The organism is Oceanicoccus sp. KOV_DT_Chl, from assembly GCF_900120175.1.
GTDB lineage: Bacteria > Pseudomonadota > Gammaproteobacteria > Pseudomonadales > Dasaniaceae > Oceanicoccus.
This window is the reverse complement of record NZ_FQLF01000004.1, coordinates 1-20,877: the sequence shown is the minus strand read 5'-3', so window position 1 is coordinate 20,877 and position 20,877 is coordinate 1. Positions and strand designations below refer to the sequence as shown.

Sequence of the window (20,877 nt, the reverse complement as noted above, 5' to 3'; positions counted from 1 at the left end):
TTGATATATAAGGAAATAAATTTTGACTAAAACGCTACGCAAACGTGTCAATACCGACCAATTCAACTCCCAATCGCTGCTCAGGGGTGGGGGTATTTTCAGCAAAGGTTTGTAGCGCCTTACGGGTATTTAACGGTAAATCATCACGACTCAATGGTTGGCGGTTGGCCTGATTACTATTGCTATTATTCAGGCCACTACCTGCCGATGCCGAATCAACTCGTTGCTGTAATAACTCGTCACTGCGAGCACGTAACTCATCCAATGAACTGTTGTTACGGTCGTCATCAGCATTGCGCGTGGTTTCCCGCTGTACGTCCTTCACCACCCGGGTACTAATATCCGAACGCTGGGTTTGCGAAGGCGGGAGCGTAACGATTGGCAGCGAAGAAATTTGCACGCTAATAACTCGACACAGTTAATAAAACGGAGGTTATTATAGGCTCTGATCGTCGCTTATGGAATAGCCTCAAAACCATCAATAACATGAAATAAAGCAGCCACCAGATAAAATAAATAAGCCTTAAACAGATTGCTTTTGCCAGGCCACCTCATCACGTAGATAAACAGGGAGCGCCTGTTCAGCCGGATACAACAGGCCTCGTTCAAAATCATACTGCGCCAGCTCAGCTACGGCAGACGCTGTTGGCAAAATGTCAGCATGCCATTGCTGATAGTGCTCAAATTGATTGACTTGAACAGCGTACTGATAACCACTACCCAAGCCTATAATATTTTGTCTATCGACGTGATGACCGGCTAACAACTGCTCTGGCGCTGTCAACCGCTCATCCCCGACACAAACCAACTGATGCCCCTCTAATTGGTACAGCGCCCAGTACACTTCGCTCATTCGTGCATCCAGAGTACTCAATAAAAAATCGGACTTAACGCCCTGCCCTTCAGTCATGAGCCACGCCTGAGCCTGAGCAGCCAAGGTGGAAATAGCGATCACCGGTATGTCTGCTCCATAGGCCAAACCCTGTACGGCCCCTAAACAAATACGCAAACCGGTAAATGACCCTGGCCCACGACCAAAAGCTATTGCATCTATTTGCGACAGTGACACACCACAATCAACCAGTAATTGATCCACCATTGGCAATAATCGCTGAGTATGTTGACGTGCTGCCAACTCAAAATGATGCTGAATGACTGCCTCGGCATTCGACTGTTTATCTAACAGCGCCACTGAGCAGGCATGCGTTGAACTATCAAGAGCCAGTATTTTCATTTATTACCACACAATCAAATTAACTAACGGCATCGGTTTTTTTGCGAGCTAAAAAATCGGTTACAAGCGGCAGTGAAGTCACTTGAGCCATCACCGGCAAACTAGCTAAAAAAACACGGCCATATGGCTTACTTAGTAACCGTTTATCAGCAATCATTATAACCCCCCGATCAGATGGACGCCGTAATAAACGACCACAACCCTGACGCAAACGAATGACTGCCGCCGGCAGCATATAGTGCTCAAAACTATCAACACCATGGGCTGCCAACTCAGCAGCGCGCAATTGAATCAATGGCGAATCGGGTGGCGCAAAGGGTAACTTATCGATCACCACTGCCGATAAAGGCACACCCGACAAATCCAGCCCCTCCCAAAAGCTGCCCGTCCCTAACAATACCCCATTGTTGCACGCCTTGAACTGCTGGATTAACTGAAAATTATCACCACCTGCCGCTGCAACACCACGCTTATTTGCAGAGGTTTTTTGAATCAGTAGTGTTCGACTGGTTTTAGATGCAAGCAGCGAAGCCGTTTGCTCCAGATACTGATAACTGCTGAACAATACCAATACACGGCCATCAACTTGCTCAATCAGCGATAACAAATGTGAAGCAAAGCACTCAATAAATTCAGCATGCTCTGGCTCAACCGGCAATGGCGGTAGATACAAAATGGCCTGCTGCTGATGATCTATTTCACTGCTCATACGGTTAAAACTTGCCGGTGGCAAACCCAACGAAGATAAAAAGCGGGAGGGATCATCAGCTACGGATAATGTCGCCGAGGTAAACGCCCATCTCGCGTTGGATTCCTGTTGCAAATCTTGCAACAAAGCGGACAAGTGCAAAGGGATCGACTGCATTAAAAAGCCATTGGTTCTAGCTTGCACCCAACACAAGCCCTCCGAGCTAGCAATAGCAGTCAAGCACGCCAATAAATGCTGACTTTTAATTGAGAGCTCCAACAAAATCTGGTCGCGCTGCTCCAGCTGCTGCAAGCTACTCGCCATACGATCAAAGACGCCAACCCAGTGCATGACCACTGCACGGTGCCGGAACGCTTCATAGTCAACCAATGAAGGTAACTTCCCACCCAGTTGATCAGCAACAGCTGTTACTTGCGAAATAAATTTAAGCAAACTGCGTTGTTCGGGGCAAAACTCAACCAATACGTCCTGCGCTTGTTTACAAAACGCCTTTATCTTTTTGCTGCTGACTTGTTGACCTAAAATAGTGTCAGCGAAATCTGCCAGGCGATGCGCCTCATCAACTAACACAAGGTCGACTTCAGGCAATAAGTCACCCAGACTTTCTCGACGCATGACTTTATCAGAAAATAAAATACTGTGATTAATCACCAGGATATCGGCGCACTGGGCTTTTGCTCGGGCTAGCATTAATGGGCAACGATCAAACTGAGGACAACGCTGACCAAGACAGTCATCGTTATCACAACTAACCAAAGGATGAATTTGCGGAGTAAGTAACGACTCGTACTTCGACAATTCACCATAACCGGTCGTATGGTAAAACTGTTTTATTCTAGCCAAAGCGGGCAAGACTCCCAACTTGGATGTCTTTAAGTGCTGCTCAAGATAATAGGGACACAGATAATTTTTTCGCCCCTGCAATAAAGCTACACGAGGGGATTTCTGTAAAATTTTAGCTACTAAGGGAATATCATGCCGGCAGAGTTGATTCTGTAAATAGCGGCTCGCCGTTGAAATGATAACCCGACGGCCGTACTGAATAATGGGTACAAGGTATGCCAGCGTTTTTCCAGACCCGGAAGGCGCCTCAAGTACTAACGGTTGATTTACCACAGTATCATTAGTTACATCTGACTCAATCAACAACTGAATAGCTTCCGCCATCTGCTGCTGCCCTATACGCGGTAAAAAACGCGACCACTGCTGAGCAAAGGGCCCGTTCGCAGACAATAATTCAGCACTACCAAGTTTTGACATTATTAACGATCACTAACTTATTATACGTACGGCGGGTATTGGAATTGACATATAATAATGCCCTTAATTTTACGACCATTGTAACAAGCTGATTCAAGCCTTAATACAATTCAACGTTTCAATATCACAGCAAATCAAAGACAGCACTCATGAAACAGCCGATTACTACAATTATATTAGCCGGTGGACAAGGCCAGCGATTTAACCAACAGGACAAAGGACTGGTTATCTGGCGAGGGAAAAAGCTGGTGCAATATGTGATTGACCAGATGGAGCCTCAGTGCCAGCAAATCATCATTAACTGTAATCGTAATATTGAGCGCTACCAACAACTGGGGTTTCCACTGACCCACGATGAGCTCGATGGTTTTCAAGGGCCGCTGGCAGGAATTCAAGCATCATTACCGCTAGCAACTCACCAATGGGCACTGGTTTGCGCCTGTGATACGCCTCTATTGCCCCAACATCTGGCAACAACATTACTGCAAGCAGCGAGCTCGCAACAGGCAGATATTGCCTACCCTCTCGCCCATAATCGCCAACATTATTTACCGGTACTCTTAAAGCGGTCACTCCTAAACGACATTAACCGGTATTTAGCCAATGGGGAGCGAAGCTTGAAGGGGTGGTACCAGACCATGAATACAGTTGCCGTGCCCTTTACTGCAGAAAAGGCCGCTTTTAGCAACTTTAACGTCCCTGAAGACTTACTTTAAACCGCTATTACAGGCATAAAAAAACCGCTGATTAGGGCAATCAGCGGTTTTGGACTAATACAAAGCTAAATAAGCTTACTTTTTCTTCGCTTTAGCCTTTTTCTTAGCAGCTGGCTTCTTCTTAGCTGCTTTTTCTTGGGTGCTGCCTTTTTCTTGGCAGCTGGCTTTTTCTTAGCTACTGCTTTTTTCTTAGCAGGCTTTTTCTTAGCTGCTTTTTTCTTAGCTGGCTTTTTCTTAGCTACTGCCTTTTTCTTAGCAGGCTTCTTCTTAGCAGCAGCTTTTTTCTTAGCTGGCTTTTTCTTAGCGGCCTTTTTGGCTTTAGCAGCAGCTTTCTTAGCAGCAGCTTTGGCTTTAGCAGCAGCTTTACGCTCTGCAGCCTTGGCTTTAGCAGCGGCTTTCTTAGCAGCAGCTTTGGCTTTAGCAGCAGCTTTACGCTCTGCAGCCTTGGCTTTAGCAGCTAACTTTCTGGCAGCGGCTTTAGCTTTAGCAGCAGCTTTACGCTCTGCAGCTTTAGCTCTTGCCGCAGCTTTACGCGCAGCAGCCTTAGCTCTTGCTGCAGCCTTCTTCTCAGCTGCCTTCACTTTCTTAGCTTCAGCCTTTGCTGCTGCAGAAGCTTTACGGGCTACTACACGGGCATCTGCCAGCTTTGCACGCAAACCTGATAGCTTACCGCCAATTTTAACTACTCGGGCTCTTGCACGCTTAGCAGCGTTCTTATCGACAGCCTTACCAGATTTAGCCGCTTTCTTCTTAGCTGCATCTGATGCTTTCTTCAAAGCGGCCTGGGTTTTCTTTTCAGCAGCTATAGACGCCTGCAGTTTAGCTAATACCGCTTCTGCACTTGCCAATGCTTTTACTACATCAACTTTCTTCTTAGCTTTCTTTGCCGGTGCCTTTTTGGCAACGGCCTTTCTAGCTGCTGGTTTCTTTTTGGCTTTTGCTTTTGCTGTTGCCATTATGGTTTCTCCTCAAATGTGATCACATTTGTGCTAACTCAGTTTCTTAATTCGAGTTAAACAACAAACAGGAAATAAGAAAACTAGCACCGATTTTTAAAATCAATTTAATTTTTAGACTAAAAAATGGAAATACAAAAGTTTTTTTTCGATTTTCAATGCTTTTTTTTCGATTTTTTGCCTATTTTGATAAAAAAGAGATGAAAAATGAGATTTGGCGCATATTTTTATTTTAGTTTGCACAAAATGGCAAAAGTCCGAACTGGGTACTTTCCCTTAAAACATAACAAGGTTTTTACAATCAAAATCAATGATTATGATGTTTTGGGCAAATAATTATCGATAATCGAAGCCATCATTTCTATGTGATCCGGGTGTTCATTCAGACAGGGAATTAGGTTGAACTGCTCCCCTCCAGCTGCAATGAAAACGGCTTTATTTTCATATTGAATTTCTTCCAGCGTTTCTAAACAATCAGCAGCAAATGCAGGGCATATTACGTCAACATGTTTAATCTCTTGCTCACCCAGCTCTTTGAGCACTTCAATCGTGTATGGCGACAGCCATTTAGCAAAACCAATTCGTGACTGAAAGCTCACCAGCCACTGCCCCTGATTCAAACCTAATTTTTCCGCCAATAATTTTGCTGTACCCATGCATTGCTCATAATAGGGGTCGCCAGCATCAACATAACGTTGCGGGATGCTATGAAAAGACATCAATAAACGATCCGGGCGCCCGGTTTGCGACCACTGCTCCTCAACCGAGTGAGCCAGTGCTTTTATGTAAAGCGGGTGATCGAAATACTGCTTAATAATGTGAACCGATGGAATATCACGCTGACGGACAATAATCGCTGCCAACTGATCATAAATACTACCTGTAGTTGTTGCCGAGTATTGAGGATACAAAGGCAGCAGCACAATATGATCCACACCTTGCTGCTGGAGTTCGCTAACCACATCAGCAAGGCAAGGGCCCGAATAGGTCATTGCCAGCTTCACTTGAGGGCAATCGGCTTTACCATAAGTCGTTTGCAGGTGTGTTTGCAGCTTGTCGGCCTGTGCTACGGTAATAACACGCAAGGGCGATCCATCCTGCTGCCAGATTTTTTGATAAGCCCTGGCAACTCTCGGCGTTCTGAAATTCAGAATAATTAAATGCAAAATCCACCACCAAATTGCGCGTGGGATTTCTACTACCCGGGAATCAGACAAGAACTCCTTTAAAAATGACCGCACTGCATTTTTGGTGGGTTCAGCAGGCGTGCCCAGGTTCATTATCACAACAGCTTTTTTCATTAAGGGTTCCGAAATGGTTAGTGGTATAGATGATTGCTAACAATTATTAATCGAATGGAAATTAGCTACCCGTTAGTTATACGTTAGTTTCAGGACTTTGGTGCAGTATTATAAAAGCTGTATAGATAAGTCACCATAAAAAAGGCCCCAATCAAGGGGCCTTTTTTGCTAGCATTTAGCTTAAACCGCTAAAGCCCGGTAAACTTTTTCACGTATTTCATCTACGCTACCCACGCCCTCTACACATCGATAAACTGGCACATTATCACCCTGCATATCCTGATAGAAAGCTACTAATGGCTCAGTCTGCTCATGATAAACATTTAAACGGGTCCGAACTGTATCCTCAGCATCATCTTTGCGCTGTAGCAACGGCTCGCCAGTTTCATCATCGAGCCCATCTTGCTTCGGTGGATTAAACACAGTGTGATAAACACGACCCGATGCTTCATGCACACGACGGCCACTCATACGAGTCACTATTTCCTCATCATCCACTGCAATCTCCAATACCACATCAATCTCAACATTGGCAGCCTGCAACGCTTCCGCTTGTGGAATAGTGCGCGGAAATCCATCAAATAGAAATCCGTTAGCGCAATCACTTTCAGCGATACGCTCTTTTACAATACCTATAATAATTTCGTCAGAAACCAAACCGCCCGAATCCATCACCGCTTTAACCTGAAGCCCCATAACTGTTTCGGCTTTAACTGCGGCCCTTAGCATATCGCCGGTAGAAATCTGCGGGATACTAAATTTTTCACAAATGAATTGTGCTTGAGTACCTTTGCCGGCACCTGGGGGGCCTAATAAAATTGCTCGCATATAAATGCTCCTGACATTACTGAAGGTAGCTAGCCCGGGGTTCAAAAAAACCAAGCTGACCAGAATGGCGCAACACCATACACAGGTAACCTCCTAAGCTCAAGCAAATCGAGTTTAGACCAGCAAGCCTCAGAACAATCACTTTAAAATCAATCACTTAAGATAGTATTTTATTTAACCAGCAACAGCAAAAAGCATTCATTGGCACAGTTTAAAACCCACTTTGCTTGGCCTTCTCCCAAAGCTCATCCATTAGCTCCAGACTTGCATCAGCGGGGGAACTATGGGCCAGCGATAACTGCTCTTCAATAAACCGAAAGCGCTGTTCAAACTTTCGGTTTGCTTTACGCAAAGCCGTCTCTGGCTCTATCTTTAAATGACGCGCAATATTGACCGCACAAAACAACACATCTCCCATTTCTTCCTCAATAGATTGTGGTGATTGCTGCTCTCTTGCTGCTAACAATTCTTCAATTTCTGATTTCAGGTGCATTAACACTTGATCAACATCATCCCAATCAAAACCAACGGCTGCCGCTCTTTTTTGCAGTTTAGCCGCACGAGCTAATGCCGGCAGAGCCAACGGTACATCGTCTAACACGGCTGACTGCTGCTTGGCCTGCCGTTCCGATGTTTTGATTGACTCCCAGTTACGCTTAATGTCTTCAGTAGCAACCTGTTGTTGCCCCACACGACTGCGCAGCGTGCCATCTGGAAATACATGCGGGTGACGTCGAATCAACTTGGATATCAGCGTGGAAACAATATCGGAAAAATTGAAATGATTCTGCTCATTACCTAATTGGGCATGAAACACCACTTGAAATAAGACATCGCCAAGCTCTTCCTTTATCTGCTGAAAGTTGCCACTGACAATAGCATCCTCCAGCTCATAACTCTCTTCAATAGTATGCGGAGCGATAGTGGAAAAATCCTGCACTAAATCCCAAGGACAGCCATCTTGGGGATCACGCAATCGCGACATTAAATACAATAGATCGTCTAGCGTGTACTCAGGCAAAACCTAACCGCCTCCCGCACGCGTTCAGCAGACAATACATTAGGCAAGCGATTGATCCGCACGAGTAAATTACCCAGCGCTTCCAAACCAGCAATTTCAACACTTAAGTTCATGGTGGCAGTATTCGCTAATTTATCAGACAAGGTATTTACTGCGATAACATTGATGCGGGCATTAGCTAGCATAGTAGTAACATCACGTAGTAAGCCACTTCTGTCATAAGCCTTGATAACAATATCAACCGGATAGGTTACTTCTGGCGTATCACCCCAGCTCACTTCAATAATCCGCTCAGGCTCGGTATATTGCAACTGCAATACTTTATTACAATCTTCCCGGTGAATACTCACCCCACGCCCTTGAGTAACGTAACCAATAATCACATCTCCAGGCAGTGGCTTACAGCAGCCGGCATAGTGAATCAGCAAGTTCCCCACACCTCTTACATGGATGGCATCATTACTGACTTGCGTTGATTTAGGCTCAGCAGGTTTTAACGTAGGCTCCGGTAACTGCTGGAATAAATGCTGGACTGCATGCATCACTTGCGCAGCGCTGATATCGGCAGAACCCACTGCCGCATACATATCCTCAACCGCATGATGACCAAAGTACTTAGCCAGCGCTTTGTAATCAAGACTAGTCAAAGCCAAACGCTTACAGATTTTTTCAATAAGGCCTCGACCTGCCGCAACATTATCCTCGCGAGCCTGCTGCTTAAACCAGTGTTGCACTTTGGCGCGAGCGCGACCTGACTTTAAATAGCCCAGGCTGGACTGTAACCAATCGCGACGTGGGGCATTTTCTTTCGACGTAAGGATTTCTACCCGTTCGCCAGTACCTAACTGATAGGTAAGCGGCACAATGCGACCATTGACTTTGGCCCCACGGCAACGATGCCCTACCTCAGTATGAATATGGTAAGCAAAATCCAAAGGCGTTGAACCTTGCGCTAAATTCACTACATGCCCTTCTGGAGTGAAAACATAAACTCTATCCTGTGCACGCGAAAAATGCTCCGCCACTTCCGAAGAGCCTGCCCCGGTTTCTTCATGCCAATCCAACACCTGTCGCAGCCAGGCAATCTTTTCTTCATAGCTATTGCCGCCCTGATTATCGCTGCCTTTGTAGCGCCAATGCGCGCACACACCAAATTCGGCTTCTTCATGCATTTGGAAGGTGCGAATTTGTATTTCTAATACTTTACCTTCGGGACCTATAACGGCAGTATGAAGTGACCGATAACCATTATCCTTAGGGTTAGCGATGTAATCATCGAACTCATTGGGAATATTCCGCCACAAACCATGCACTAAGCCCAAGGCCGCGTAACAGTCTTTCATTTCCGGCACCAACACACGCACGGCACGAATATCGTACACCTGGGAAAAGCCAATTCCTTTGCGTTGCATTTTTCGCCAAATGCTGTAGATGTGCTTGGCTCGACCGCTTAGCTCAGCCTCAATCCCGCTGGATTGAAGTACGGACTGCAAGCTACTAGTGACTTCCATAATATAACTTTGTCGATTTAAACGTTTCTCATCTAATAGCTTGGCAATTTTTTTATATGCCACAGGCTGTAGATAGCGAAAAGATAAATCTTCTAATTCCCACTTAATCTGACCAATACCTAAACGGTGTGCCAACGGCGCATAGATATCATGTACTTCCCTTGCAACCCGGTAACGCTTGGCAGGATTATTTTTTACCATACGGATAGCACACGTACGTTCGGCCAATTTGATTAACGCAACGCGTACATCATCAACCAGTGCCACTAGCATTTTGCGAATATTGTCTTTCTGGGCTTCAGCCTGACCTAGCACCGGACTATCACTGGCAACGACCTTACTCATCGCAGCCATGCGCATAACACCCGCAATCATACGACTAATTTCGTCACCAAATTGTGACTCCACAACACTTAACTCCAGCTTTTCTTCCCTGACCGCGCGATACAAAATAGCGACTATTAACGATGGCTGATCCAAGCGTAAATCGGCCAAAATTTCAGCCATTTCCAAACCGATGCGAAAACTACTGGTCATTTCATCCCAGGCTTTATCCGAAACTGCAATAGCCTTTTTTTCAGCCTGATAACTCAGCTCACAAGCTTGCTGCAACTGCTTTTTATCGAGCTCAGCATCAACAGGCAATCGCGCCAGCCAACGTTCTATATTGACTGAACCATCATCATTTTCCGGATGTTCTTCGCGGACTTTTACCATCGTTATTATATTAATCCTTTTGGTAATGAATAGAAGACGCTAACCATCACCACTAACGTCCGTTAGTGCCGAGTCAAATACCCCCGTCGATAAGTAACGATCACCTCGATCGCAAATAATCGCAACTATCACCGCATTTTCAACCTCGGCTGATAACTGCAATGCTCCCGCAACTGCACCACCAGAAGACACACCACAAAATATGCCCTCTTCTGCAGCTAAACGTTTCATCGTTTGCTCAGCCAACTGCTGATCGATATCGATCACCCGGTCTACTCGTGTACTATCAAAAATACTCGGTAGATATTGTTCTGGCCAACGCCGAATACCCGGAATACTGGAGCCATCTTCTGGCTGCAAACCAATAATTTCAATAGCTGGATTTTGTTCTTTTAGATAGCGCGAAACCCCCATAATGGTACCGGTGGTACCCATAGAACTCACGAAATGAGTAATTCGCTGTTGCGATTGTTGCCAAATCTCTGGCCCTGTCGTTTCATAATGGGCTATGGGATTATCGGCATTTGCAAACTGATCCAGCACAATCCCTTTGCCTTCTGCTTGCATCGCCAGAGCCAAGTCTCTGGCCCCCTCCATACCTTGTTGCTGGGTGACTTCAATCAGCTGCGCACCATAAGCAGCCATTGCCAGCTTACGCTCTGTACTCATATGATTGGGCATAATCAGCAGCATTTTATAACCTTTAATCGCCGCGGCCATTGCCAGTGCTATACCGGTGTTACCACTGGTCGCTTCTATTAACGTATCGCCAGGTTTAATGTCACCACGCATTTCTGCACGGTTGATCATACTCAGCGCAGGCCGATCTTTAACAGATCCCGCAGGGTTATTGCCCTCAAGCTTTAGCAAGATGGTATTGGTGGAATCTCCTATCATTCGCTGTAAGCGAACTAGCGGGGTAGAACCTACATAATCTTCGATGGTTGGAAAGACCATAACAACTTAAAACCTATTACATTCAGTGTGAATTATTAAATATCGACGATGATACACTGGCAATTTGCAATGAACCAGCAAGCCCACTCAGGCAACTTATAATTCCACCTTTTATGACTACAATTAGTTCGCAGATCTAGCGAAATAGTTCCCGGCTTTTTAACGGTTTATCACCTAAATAGACTTTTAATAACTGCCGACAAAGCTGTTTCGCGATGCGGCGATTGTGTTCATCAAACTGACCACAAGCAATGCCCAATAAATCCTTCCCCAGATAAACTGTGCCTGGAACTTGCTGGGCTTCGCCGGCAGGCACGCGTACCAGCCCCTGACCAACTAATAGTTGATAATGGTCAACTGGATCAAGCTGCTGGCCGGATTCCGCATCAACGGTCAAATCCAGGCCGTAACCCATCTCCTCTAATAAACGAAATTCAAAGCGGCGTAAAATTAGATCGATAGCTTCATCTCGCTGCAAACTTTTTAGCGCCCACTCATAGAGCGTATAAATCTCACTATGCACGTCATAGGACTGCAATAAACGCGACAGTAATTCATTAATATAAAAACCACTATATAAACGCTCTGCATGCAAGGGCATAGACGCCCCTCGGCACTCAAGTGCAGTAATGGTTTTTAAATCGGTTTTACCGGTCCAGCTAATTATTAGTGGAATAAAAGGTTGAGTTGCAGCACGTTTTTGCTTGGCTGTTTTGGAACTGGAGCGAACACCTTTGACCACACCGCTAATACGGCCAAAATCAGCGGTAAGAAAATCAACAATTAAGCTACTGTCGCGAAAGTTGCGCGTATGGAGAATATAAGCGGGCTGAGCATCGACGCGCATAAACTCAGCACCGATCAGTCAAATAATCACTGGAGAGAAAATTATTCATCATAACCTAAACTACGTAGTGCACGCTCATCGTCAGACCAACCAGACTTCACTTTCACCCATAATTTAAGCATAACTTTACGTTCAAACATGTTTTCCATTTCCAGCCTCGCCTCTTGGCCAATTAAACGCAATCGACTACCTTTATCACCAATCACAATGCGTTTTTGCCCTTCACGCTCGACCAGAATTAACGCGTGGATATGTAAGCTTTTACCACTGTCTTTAAAATCTTCGATTTCAACCGTCATGGCATAGGGCAACTCTGCACCCAACTGTCGCATGATTTTCTCCCGCACCAACTCCGCCGCCATAAAACGCTGACTACGATCAGTGATTTGATCTTCAGGAAATAGATGGATCGATTCAGGTAAAAAATTATGAATCGCTTGCTCTAAAGGCTCCAGATTTGAACCGTTCAATGCAGAGACTGGAATGAGTTCTGCAAAATTCATTTTTTGGTTACAGGATTCTACAAAAGGCAGTAACATCGATTTATCTTTAATTTGATCGACTTTATTAATCACCAATATCACCGGACAATCCGCGTGCTTCACTTGACCTAACACCCATTCATCGGCGTCAGTCCACTGCCCACGTTCGACTACAAACACCACCACATCCACATCATTAATGGTTGAGCTGGCAGCGCGATTCATATAGCGGTTAATAGCCTTATCCGCATCTCCGCCCTGATGAATACCAGGCGTGTCGACAAATATTGTTTGACAGTCACCCTCGGTTTTAATCCCCATCACCCGGTGACGGGTAGTCTGCGGCTTGCGCGAGGTAATGCTGATTTTCTGGCCGAGAATATGATTCAGCAATGTGGATTTACCCACATTGGGGCGACCAACAATAGCAACGTAACCACAACGGGGTTGTTCTGTCATAAGTATGTCTTTTAGTTAAAATTAATCGAACGATTATAGCTGCAAGAAATCCAATGCGGCCTGCGCAGCAACCTGTTCGGCAACTTTGCGGCTTGAACCCGAGCCGGTGAAACTCTGCTGCAAATGCTCCACTTGGCATTCTACGTCAAACAGCTGCTGGTGATCACTACCCGTGGTAGCGCGTAATAAATACTTGGGTAATCCGCGGCCTTTTGATTGCAGCCATTCCTGCAATAAAGATTTTGCATCTCGATTGGATTGCTGCGGAGAAATAGCCAGTAGTCGTGACTGATACCATGTCAATACATGTTGCCGACAGCTATCCATACCACCATCAAGAAATATCGCACCAATTAAAGCCTCAACCGCATCAGCCAAAATTGACTCACGGCGATGGCCGCCACTTTTCAATTCGCCCGGACCTAAATTAAGGTAATCACCCAGCTCGAATTCTATGGCAATCTCAGCTAGTGTGGCACCTTTGACTAACTGCGCCCGCATCTGACTTAGTTCACCTTCACGACAGTCAGGAAACTTGTAAAACAGCGCTTCAGCCATAAGAAAGTTAACAATAGAGTCACCCAAAAACTCTAACCGCTCATTGTTGTTGGCGCCAATACTGCGGTGACTTAACGCCAATTCAACGAGGGATATATCATTAAACTGATAGCCTAATCGCCTCACTAACGTACGTATTTTAGTTGGATTCAGTGACACTCGTTTAGGCCAGCTTACTATCTTTTGTCAGCTTTGAATTCGAATAGTAAATCATCAAACTTTACTACTACATCAATGTTATACATCATCGGTAAACGCTGCTCATACCTAGCATCAATCTTGATAATACCTTTATCGTTCTTAATACCGATATCTCTGGCATTCACCCCTTCAATCATATTGATTTCAAAAAACTTTCCAATTTTTGACTTCATGGCCCCGGTGCTCATGCCTTTAAATTCGTCCTTATCAATGGCCGACTGAATCGAGCTACGAACCGTAGCGCCTTCAATATAAACCGGGATCAATTTAATGGCCACAGTAGCGGCAAAACCGATAATCAATAGAATAAATAATATGGCCAATAGTGATAGGCCGGTTTGACGATGGGGAGTATGCATTGTAGTGGTTGCTCCTGTTGCTGGCTTTGCACCAAGTTTAGTGCCAATCCGCATAATTGTCCTGTAATTATACGGACACTATTGTATTAAACCGTCACGACTAAAGCTGGGTAGCTGCCCAAACGACGGCCAGTGCATCCAGATAGCAAACGCTTTACCTACAATGCGCTGCTCAGGCACCTGGCCCCAAACACGACTATCACTGCTGTTATCGCGATTATCACCCATCATCCAGTAATGACCTGGCTTTACTGTAATAGAGAAGTCATCCTTGCGCAGCACGCGCTTATTTTTATGGGCCAAATGCTCAGCGCCTAACAGATTCTCAGAAAATAGTTCAACCTGCGGATTAATTGGTGGTAGCTCTGCTAAAAAAGTTTGCGTAACCGGCTTCCCGTTCACAGTCAACATTTTATCTTTATAGGTAACTTGATCGCCAGGCAAACCTATGACGCGCTTAATAAAATAAATATCTTTATGCGGAGGGAAAAACACCATCACATCGCCGCGCTGCGGCTCCCCCAACTCAACCACCTTAGTTCCCAGCACAGGTAAACGCAGGCCATAAGTAAATTTATTAACCAGAATATAATCACCTACCTGAAGAGTAGGCACCATCGATGCAGAAGGTATTTGAAAGGGCTCAACAATAAATGAGCGCAGTACCAATACTATGGCCAACACTGGGAAGAATGAGCGCGCATACTCGCCAACGATCAGATCCTGCTTGAGATAACTTTCCAGAGAGTCACGTTGCTCCTGAGTATATTTACCCAAGTACTCCACCAACGCCTTAGAACTGGCAAAAGCATTACGGCCTTTGCGAAACAACAGATTATCCAAACCGGTAATAACACCGGACAACAGCGTCAGTATCACTAATACAAACGCAAAATCGCCATCTTTCACTAAAATAACCGCAGCCGCCCAACCCAACCACATAAATGAGACTAAATAAAACATCCATTGATTGGAAGCCGGCATTGTCTCCAGCTGTAGCTGATCAACGGGCACTGGCTGCCCCTTGGTTACGAGCTTATCTACTTTGTTCTGTAATTCAGGACGAACCAGCTTTTCCTGTAAAAACCAAATGACAATAGAGGCTAGTGCCACTAATAATAAAATTGAATCAACCATAGAACCATTTAAACCTTTAACATTTATTTATTATAGTTAGTTGCTCGAGCTAGCTATCCATTTTCAATACTGCCAGAAATGCACTTTGCGGTATCTCAACACTACCCACTTGTTTCATTCGCTTCTTACCCGCTTTTTGCTTTTCCAGTAATTTTTTCTTGCGTGAGGCATCGCCGCCATAACATTTTGCAGTCACATTTTTGCGTAACGCTTTGACTGTTTGCCTTGCTACTATCTGACCACCAATCGCCGCCTGAATAGCGACATCGAACATCTGTCGGTGAATTAATTCTTTCATTTTTTCGGTCAGCGAACGCCCTTTGGATTGAGCGTGATCACGATGCACAATCATCGCCAATGCATCAACCCGATCACCATTAATTAATACATCTAAACGAACCAGATTAGCATTTTCAAAACGCTCAAAACTGTAATCCAAGGAAGCATAACCCCGGCTCACTGATTTCAATCTATCAAAGAAATCCATCACCACTTCATTCATGGGAATTTCAAAACGTAACGACACCTGACGGCCAAGGAATTGCATATCTTTTTGCACGCCGCGCTTTTCTATACACAGCGTTAGTACATTGCCGAGATATTCCTGAGGTACAAGAATACTGACCGCTGCAATCGGCTCGCGAATTTCATTAATTTCACCCGCTCCCGGTAAAGCAGAGGGGTTATCCACCATCAAAATATCGCCATTATTTTTTTCAATTTCATAAATGACTGTCGGGGCGGTAGTGATCAAGTCTAAATCATATTCACGCTCAAGACGCTCTTGAATGATTTCCATGTGCAACATACCAAGGAAACCAATACGGAAACCAAACCCTAAGGCATCTGAAGATTCGGGCTCATAAAACAAGGAAGCATCATTCAGGGTCAGCTTGGCCAAGGCGTCACGAAAATCTTCATAATCATCCGAGGATACGGTAAACATACCGGCGTAGACCTGAGGCTTTATAGTCTGAAACCCCGGCAATTGTTTTACATCAGGGGTTTTAGCATGGGTAATGGTATCGCCTACCGGCGCACCATGAATGTCTTTAATACCCGCTACCACAAACCCCACTTCTCCCGCTTTCAGAGAGCCTGTGACCAGTCGCTTGGGGGTAAATATGCCAATGCTTTCGGCGATATGAGCTTTGCCCTGCGACTTCATAATAATCTTGTCGCCTTTTTTGATCTCGCCATTTTTTACTCGAACCAGCGACACCACACCAAGATAATTATCAAACCATGAATCAATAATCAGCGCCTGCAAGTCGGCGGTCACATCACCTTGGGGAGGCGGAATCAGCTCAACCAGCTGCTCAAGCAACTCATCTACACCCATTCCGGATTTCGCACTGACAGGAATCGCATGGGAGGCGTCAAGGCCGATAATTTCTTCTATTTCGTGCTTCACCGTATCGGGGTCAGCCTGCGGTAAATCCATTTTGTTCAATACCGGTAGTACTTCAAGCCCTTGCTCTATCGCTGTATAACAGTTTGCAACTGATTGCGCCTCAACACCCTGCGCAGCATCTACCACTAGCAATGCCCCTTCACAGGCGGCCAGCGAACGTGAAACCTCGTAAGTAAAGTCAACGTGACCAGGGTATCAATGAAATTCAGCATGTAGATGTTGCCATCTTTGGCTTTATATTTCAGCGTGACACTTTGTGCTTTGATGGTGATACCACGCTCGCGCTCGATATCCATGGAATCTAACACCTGCGAGGCCATTTCGCGGGCGGTTAAGCCTCCGCAAATCTGAATAAACCGGTCGGCCAAGGTAGATTTACCGTGGTCAATATGGGCAATGATGGAAAAATTTCGAATTAAAGCTAAATCACTCACTTACAAATACTACCTAATGGGCCAAGCGCGCGATTTTACAGTAAAGCCCCTAGCGGCGCTATCCGCGAAATGCCATAAGTCCAAGGAAAATCGTTAATAAATGAAATACTTAGCTGGGATGAAGCTGTTGGTGAGCATGGTAGCCCGTTGCTGGCGCCAGACCGATTAAAACTGGCTGCATGGTGATATTGTTACGATTAAACTGGGCGTGAATTCTGACCATACCCACACCCATAGCAAAACCGCACAGGGCGCCGATAAAGGCCATAAAATCACCCGGCCACCATTGACCTATTACTGATGCTCCAGCCAACAATGTCACTAAAGGCAATAAATAAACCAATAGCGCTCCACTAACCAACACCTGCTCGGGTACGCTGATTTCGACCTGATCATCAATCGCAAAATCGGTCGCTACACGTTCACCGAGTAGCACACGGATATGGTGGCGCCTGCCATTACCAATTTTATTCATCATGCCGTGGCCGCAGCCCTTTTGCGCAGAGCACGTATTGCAGGTACTCTGACGAATCGTCTCTACCCACAAACAATCATTTTCAATAGCCACTACGCGGCCGTTTTCTCTCATCATGGCAGTTGTTAAATACACCGTTAGCCGTGGAATAAAGCTGAATGGTTATTGTTGAGTAACCAGAGCGACAGAGGTAGCAACCTGCTGCGCCGTCCTGGCAGGAATTTCACCAACAACCGTTACTCTATGAGGATGCCCCGCCAATAGCAAGGTTCTTGAATAGGCGGTAGTAGCACCGCGCTGTGCGCGCCCTTCTTGTTCGCTCTTGCTTGCAACCTCAAAAAAGACTGAAAATACCGTTAAGCCATCAGTAAATGTGGCCATATCAGAGGTTACACCCGCTGCACCGGTAACAGTGGCGGTAAAACCCTTTGGCAACCAATTCACCTGCCAACCTTCCAAAAGTCGTGATTTTGAAGCCTCTACTTCCATGTTAGGGGCCGCATGCTGAGGCTTAAAGCTATGACCAGCATCGGAAAAATACTCGATAGGCTTGGCCACCCCCACCGTTATATCAACATACTGAAAACGCTCCAACACTTGGCCTTTGCTGCCGATAAGTTCAGAACGCAGCATTAAGCCAGTTGCTTCATCCAAAGCGAGCCTATAGCCAAAACGGTGCTGATCTTTAGGGGTAACCAGTATTTGCACCGCGTTACGCCCGGCCACGCGCGTCTCACCAGTTATATCAAACCGATAAAGATCAGCAATACTGGACGCTTGCTTCGTTCCAGCACTTCCAGCCCCGCCTGAATGCTGGTAAAAACGCAGCAAATGATGACCGGTATGAATACAATTAACCTCATGACCCCGGCGGATAATTTCACGCTGATCGCCATCCAAATAATCGAGGCGCTCGTACTCTTCACCAGCTATCACCGCATGGGCCATGCGCAACGACTCCATCCGCTCGCCTTGCTGAAAACTGAGGGTGCCACTGTAATTTAACTCGCGAAAACTATGTGACATTTTGTCTAGCCAACCGACTGCGTTAATGGGCTGCATTGATTGCACATCGGCAGCCACGCTAACTCGAGGCAGCAAGAAACCCAGCACCAAAAACAACAGCACCAGCCGAAGCTGGTGAGTCGTTGATATTGATCGAATAACACTAGATGTAACACAGAAAGACATCAATCCTACCTATTGCCCTATTTCTTGGCTGCTGGCCCCTGAATATCGTAATTACTCAATCGAGCAAATGACGCCATTCCCTGACCATTGTTTAACACTGCGCGCTGGGTATGGCGCAACATCAGCTGATCAAGTCTTTTTTGCATTTCCAGATCAGCATCTGCCGCGACCACATCATTACTAGCAGCAGGGCTGGTTAACAATCCTGCACTAGGCAAACTCTGATTTTGGTATCCCGCGACACTACCTGATGCCTGCAAACTGCCAGTCCCTGACCCCTGTATAGCCACCGGATAAACCCGACTGGCAACGGCAGGCTGATCAGCTGCTGGTACGCCATTATTCAACCCGGGGTAATCGACCCTGAAGTTTGCACACCAATCACCACTGCGGCGGCGACTGAAGCTGCCACGGCAAAACCGGCAACTGGCTGCCACCAGGCTTTGCTGGCCGTTGACGAATGAGCTGGCTGCTCGCTGATCGCCATACTAACCTGCTTTGAAATGTCCATATGCCGAAATTGCCCATGCACATCCTCGCCATGCATAACATCTCTTGCTAAATGATAACGGGACCAACGCTGTTGCAGCGAAACCTTCTCCTCACCATCAACCGACAGCACACGCCTTAACTCCAACTCCTGCGCCTCACCATCTACTAGCGCTGAAATGGATTCCTGTAACTGCTCGCTCATGAAACTACCTCTTGTACTCAAAACTGCTGTATGACAAAACACAGCATAAAAATTGCCTTCAATTAGCCTTTGACCAAGCTTAAATGCTCTTCTGCCTCTGACTGACCTAATACCTGCTGTTGGACCTGTTTATCAATAGCCTCACGGGCTCTGAAAATTCTGGATCTAACCGTACCTACCGGGCAATCCATGACATCGGCGATATCTTCATAACTCAGACCATCAAACTCTCGCAAAGTTAGCGCCGTGCGCAAATCTTCGGGCAGGGACTTGATGGCAGTATCGACTACCAGTGTCAGCTCCTCTCCATAGAGAACATTTTCCGGATTTTCGATATCCTTCAATGACGATTCCAATTCGTAATGTTCTGCATCAGCCACATCGACATCGGTTGACGGCGGCCGCCGATTTCTAGCCACTAAATAGTTTTTTGCTGTATTAATCGCAATCCTGTAAAGCCAGGTATAAAAAGCACTATCGCCACGAAACTTGGGCAAGGCACGGTACGCTTTGATAAACGCCTCCTGTGCCACATCCTGAATCTCACTGTGATCGCGTATATAGCGGGAAATCAGCCCAAAGATTTTGTGCTGGTATTTAAGTACCAGTAAATCAAAGGCCCGGGTATCACCTTGCTGCACCCTTTCCACCAATTGCTGATCCGTTTGCGTCGCCGCTGCCATTACGCCCCCAGTACTCTGGCGACCTTTCGCATGACTCTGCGCAGCCGTTTGAATAACTTCATTTTGTGCTTTTGCTAACCCCATATTCCGTTGACCATCGCCCCGTCCGGAAATTCTTTTACTGATGCAAAACAACTACAGCAGCACCAAATCTGACTATTATGAACGCCGATATTCCAAGAAGTTCAGCCAACAGGCATTTTTTAATACTAAACTTGCCAATTCCGATAGAAGCAGGTTTATACTAGCCCACTTTTTCAGGAACGACCCTACAATTGTCACACTATCAATGTAACCAACCGCTTAAAGATCGACTATCCCAGCATGAGTAAACAATTTCAGCACGATGTTCTGGTCATTGGTAGCGGCGCCGCTGGCTTATCGCTGGCCTTGCAACTGCCTTCTCACCTGCAAGTTGCCGTGTTATGCAAAGGCGAGCTCAATGAGGGCGCCACCTATTATGCACAGGGTGGTATTGCCGCCGTTTTAGATCAGCGAGACAGCATAGAATCCCATATTGAAGATACCCTCAATGCCGGCGCCAACCTTTGTCATAGTGATGCAGTGACTTTTACTGTAGAAAATAGTCGCAACACAATTGAGTGGTTAGTAGAGCAAGGGGTGCAATTCACCCGTAATACTGATGCAGACAGTTCTTTTCATCTAACCAAAGAAGGGGCCACAGTCAGCGTCGAATTATTCATGCGCCGATGCTACGGACGAGCGGTCTCTG

At 45.9% G+C, this 20,877-nt stretch carries 21 protein-coding genes and 1 pseudogene; 3 read left to right on the top strand and 19 right to left on the bottom strand.

Translation table 11 applies throughout. From position 1 onward, the window contains the following. Positions 1 to 34: 34 nt before the first annotated feature. From UNITIG_RS15555 to UNITIG_RS15545, 3 genes are all read right to left on the bottom strand, one after another. Positions 35 to 400, bottom strand: a complete 366-nt coding sequence (locus UNITIG_RS15555) for a hypothetical protein (protein WP_101759317.1) — start codon at positions 398 to 400, stop codon at positions 35 to 37. Between the two features lie 123 nt (positions 401 to 523). After that, a complete protein-coding gene (tsaB, locus tag UNITIG_RS15550; RefSeq protein ID WP_101759316.1) occupies positions 524 to 1,234 on the bottom strand; it encodes a tRNA (adenosine(37)-N6)-threonylcarbamoyltransferase complex dimerization subunit type 1 TsaB in 711 nt (236 codons plus the stop codon). A gap of 19 nt (positions 1,235 to 1,253) precedes the next feature. Continuing rightward, the gene (locus UNITIG_RS15545; RefSeq protein WP_101759315.1) at positions 1,254 to 3,203 is read right to left on the bottom strand and encodes an ATP-dependent DNA helicase; all 1,950 of its coding nucleotides are present in this window, start codon (positions 3,201 to 3,203) and stop codon (positions 1,254 to 1,256) included. Between the two features lie 149 nt (positions 3,204 to 3,352). Between UNITIG_RS15545 and mobA the strand changes: the two genes are divergently transcribed. After that, positions 3,353 to 3,919 (top strand): molybdenum cofactor guanylyltransferase MobA, encoded by a 567-nt coding sequence (gene mobA, locus UNITIG_RS15540; protein WP_101759314.1) that lies wholly within the window; start codon positions 3,353 to 3,355, stop codon positions 3,917 to 3,919. 135 nt (positions 3,920 to 4,054) lie between these two features. Beyond that, positions 4,055 to 4,897: a hypothetical protein gene (locus UNITIG_RS22920; RefSeq protein WP_200821367.1), complete on the top strand. Its 843-nt coding sequence runs from the start codon at positions 4,055 to 4,057 to the stop codon at positions 4,895 to 4,897. Positions 4,898 to 5,189: 292 nt separating this feature from the next. Here UNITIG_RS22920 and hemH read toward each other — a convergent pair whose 3' ends face one another. From hemH to rpoE, 16 genes and pseudogenes are all read right to left on the bottom strand, one after another. Beyond that, a complete protein-coding gene (hemH, locus tag UNITIG_RS15530; RefSeq protein WP_101759313.1) occupies positions 5,190 to 6,176 on the bottom strand; it encodes a ferrochelatase in 987 nt (328 codons plus the stop codon). A gap of 180 nt (positions 6,177 to 6,356) precedes the next feature. Then, a complete protein-coding gene (gene adk, locus UNITIG_RS15525) occupies positions 6,357 to 7,004 on the bottom strand; it encodes an adenylate kinase (protein WP_101759312.1) in 648 nt (215 codons plus the stop codon). A gap of 211 nt (positions 7,005 to 7,215) precedes the next feature. Next, positions 7,216 to 8,025 (bottom strand): nucleoside triphosphate pyrophosphohydrolase, encoded by an 810-nt coding sequence (gene mazG / locus UNITIG_RS15520; protein ID WP_200821332.1) that lies wholly within the window; start codon positions 8,023 to 8,025, stop codon positions 7,216 to 7,218. Beyond that, positions 8,007 to 10,253, bottom strand: a complete 2,247-nt coding sequence (gene relA, locus UNITIG_RS15515; protein ID WP_101759310.1) for a GTP diphosphokinase — start codon at positions 10,251 to 10,253, stop codon at positions 8,007 to 8,009. The genes mazG and relA overlap by 19 nt, the downstream gene beginning before the upstream one ends. Positions 10,254 to 10,292: 39 nt before the next feature. Next, positions 10,293 to 11,210: a cysteine synthase CysM gene (cysM, locus tag UNITIG_RS15510; protein WP_101759309.1), complete on the bottom strand. Its 918-nt coding sequence runs from the start codon at positions 11,208 to 11,210 to the stop codon at positions 10,293 to 10,295. A 136-nt stretch (positions 11,211 to 11,346) separates the two neighbouring features. Continuing rightward, positions 11,347 to 12,057, bottom strand: a complete 711-nt coding sequence (recO, locus tag UNITIG_RS15505; RefSeq protein WP_101759308.1) for a DNA repair protein RecO — start codon at positions 12,055 to 12,057, stop codon at positions 11,347 to 11,349. Between the two features lie 41 nt (positions 12,058 to 12,098). Beyond that, a complete protein-coding gene (era, locus tag UNITIG_RS15500) occupies positions 12,099 to 12,998 on the bottom strand; it encodes a GTPase Era (RefSeq protein ID WP_101759307.1) in 900 nt (299 codons plus the stop codon). Positions 12,999 to 13,031: 33 nt separating this feature from the next. Next, positions 13,032 to 13,715 (bottom strand): ribonuclease III, encoded by a 684-nt coding sequence (gene rnc / locus UNITIG_RS15495; RefSeq protein WP_369809207.1) that lies wholly within the window; start codon positions 13,713 to 13,715, stop codon positions 13,032 to 13,034. 17 nt (positions 13,716 to 13,732) lie between these two features. Then, positions 13,733 to 14,116: a DUF4845 domain-containing protein gene (locus UNITIG_RS15490; RefSeq protein ID WP_159931174.1), complete on the bottom strand. Its 384-nt coding sequence runs from the start codon at positions 14,114 to 14,116 to the stop codon at positions 13,733 to 13,735. Between the two features lie 78 nt (positions 14,117 to 14,194). Beyond that, the gene (lepB, locus tag UNITIG_RS15485) at positions 14,195 to 15,058 is read right to left on the bottom strand and encodes a signal peptidase I (protein WP_235015469.1); all 864 of its coding nucleotides are present in this window, start codon (positions 15,056 to 15,058) and stop codon (positions 14,195 to 14,197) included. A 244-nt stretch (positions 15,059 to 15,302) separates the two neighbouring features. Continuing rightward, positions 15,303 to 17,101, bottom strand: a pseudogene (gene lepA, locus UNITIG_RS15480) (translation elongation factor 4). A gap of 109 nt (positions 17,102 to 17,210) precedes the next feature. Then, entirely contained in the window at positions 17,211 to 17,693 is a 483-nt protein-coding gene (locus UNITIG_RS15475) for a SoxR reducing system RseC family protein (RefSeq protein ID WP_101759304.1), read from the bottom strand. A gap of 45 nt (positions 17,694 to 17,738) precedes the next feature. Next, on the bottom strand, positions 17,739 to 18,767 hold the full coding sequence (locus UNITIG_RS15470; RefSeq protein ID WP_101759303.1) for a MucB/RseB C-terminal domain-containing protein: 1,029 nt from the start codon (positions 18,765 to 18,767) through the stop codon (positions 17,739 to 17,741). A gap of 17 nt (positions 18,768 to 18,784) precedes the next feature. Next, positions 18,785 to 19,114 (bottom strand): hypothetical protein, encoded by a 330-nt coding sequence (locus tag UNITIG_RS15465; RefSeq protein WP_101759302.1) that lies wholly within the window; start codon positions 19,112 to 19,114, stop codon positions 18,785 to 18,787. Further along, complete coding sequence (locus UNITIG_RS15460; RefSeq protein ID WP_101759301.1) at positions 19,111 to 19,461, bottom strand: sigma-E factor negative regulatory protein; 351 nt, start codon at positions 19,459 to 19,461, stop codon at positions 19,111 to 19,113. Before UNITIG_RS15460 ends, UNITIG_RS15465 begins: the two co-directional genes overlap by 4 nt. Positions 19,462 to 19,523: 62 nt before the next feature. Continuing rightward, a complete protein-coding gene (gene rpoE / locus UNITIG_RS15455; protein ID WP_101759616.1) occupies positions 19,524 to 20,144 on the bottom strand; it encodes an RNA polymerase sigma factor RpoE in 621 nt (206 codons plus the stop codon). 324 nt (positions 20,145 to 20,468) lie between these two features. Between rpoE and UNITIG_RS15450 the strand changes: the two genes are divergently transcribed. Further along, a partial coding sequence (locus tag UNITIG_RS15450; protein ID WP_369809206.1) for an FAD-dependent oxidoreductase occupies positions 20,469 to 20,877 on the top strand: 409 nt, incomplete at its 3' end.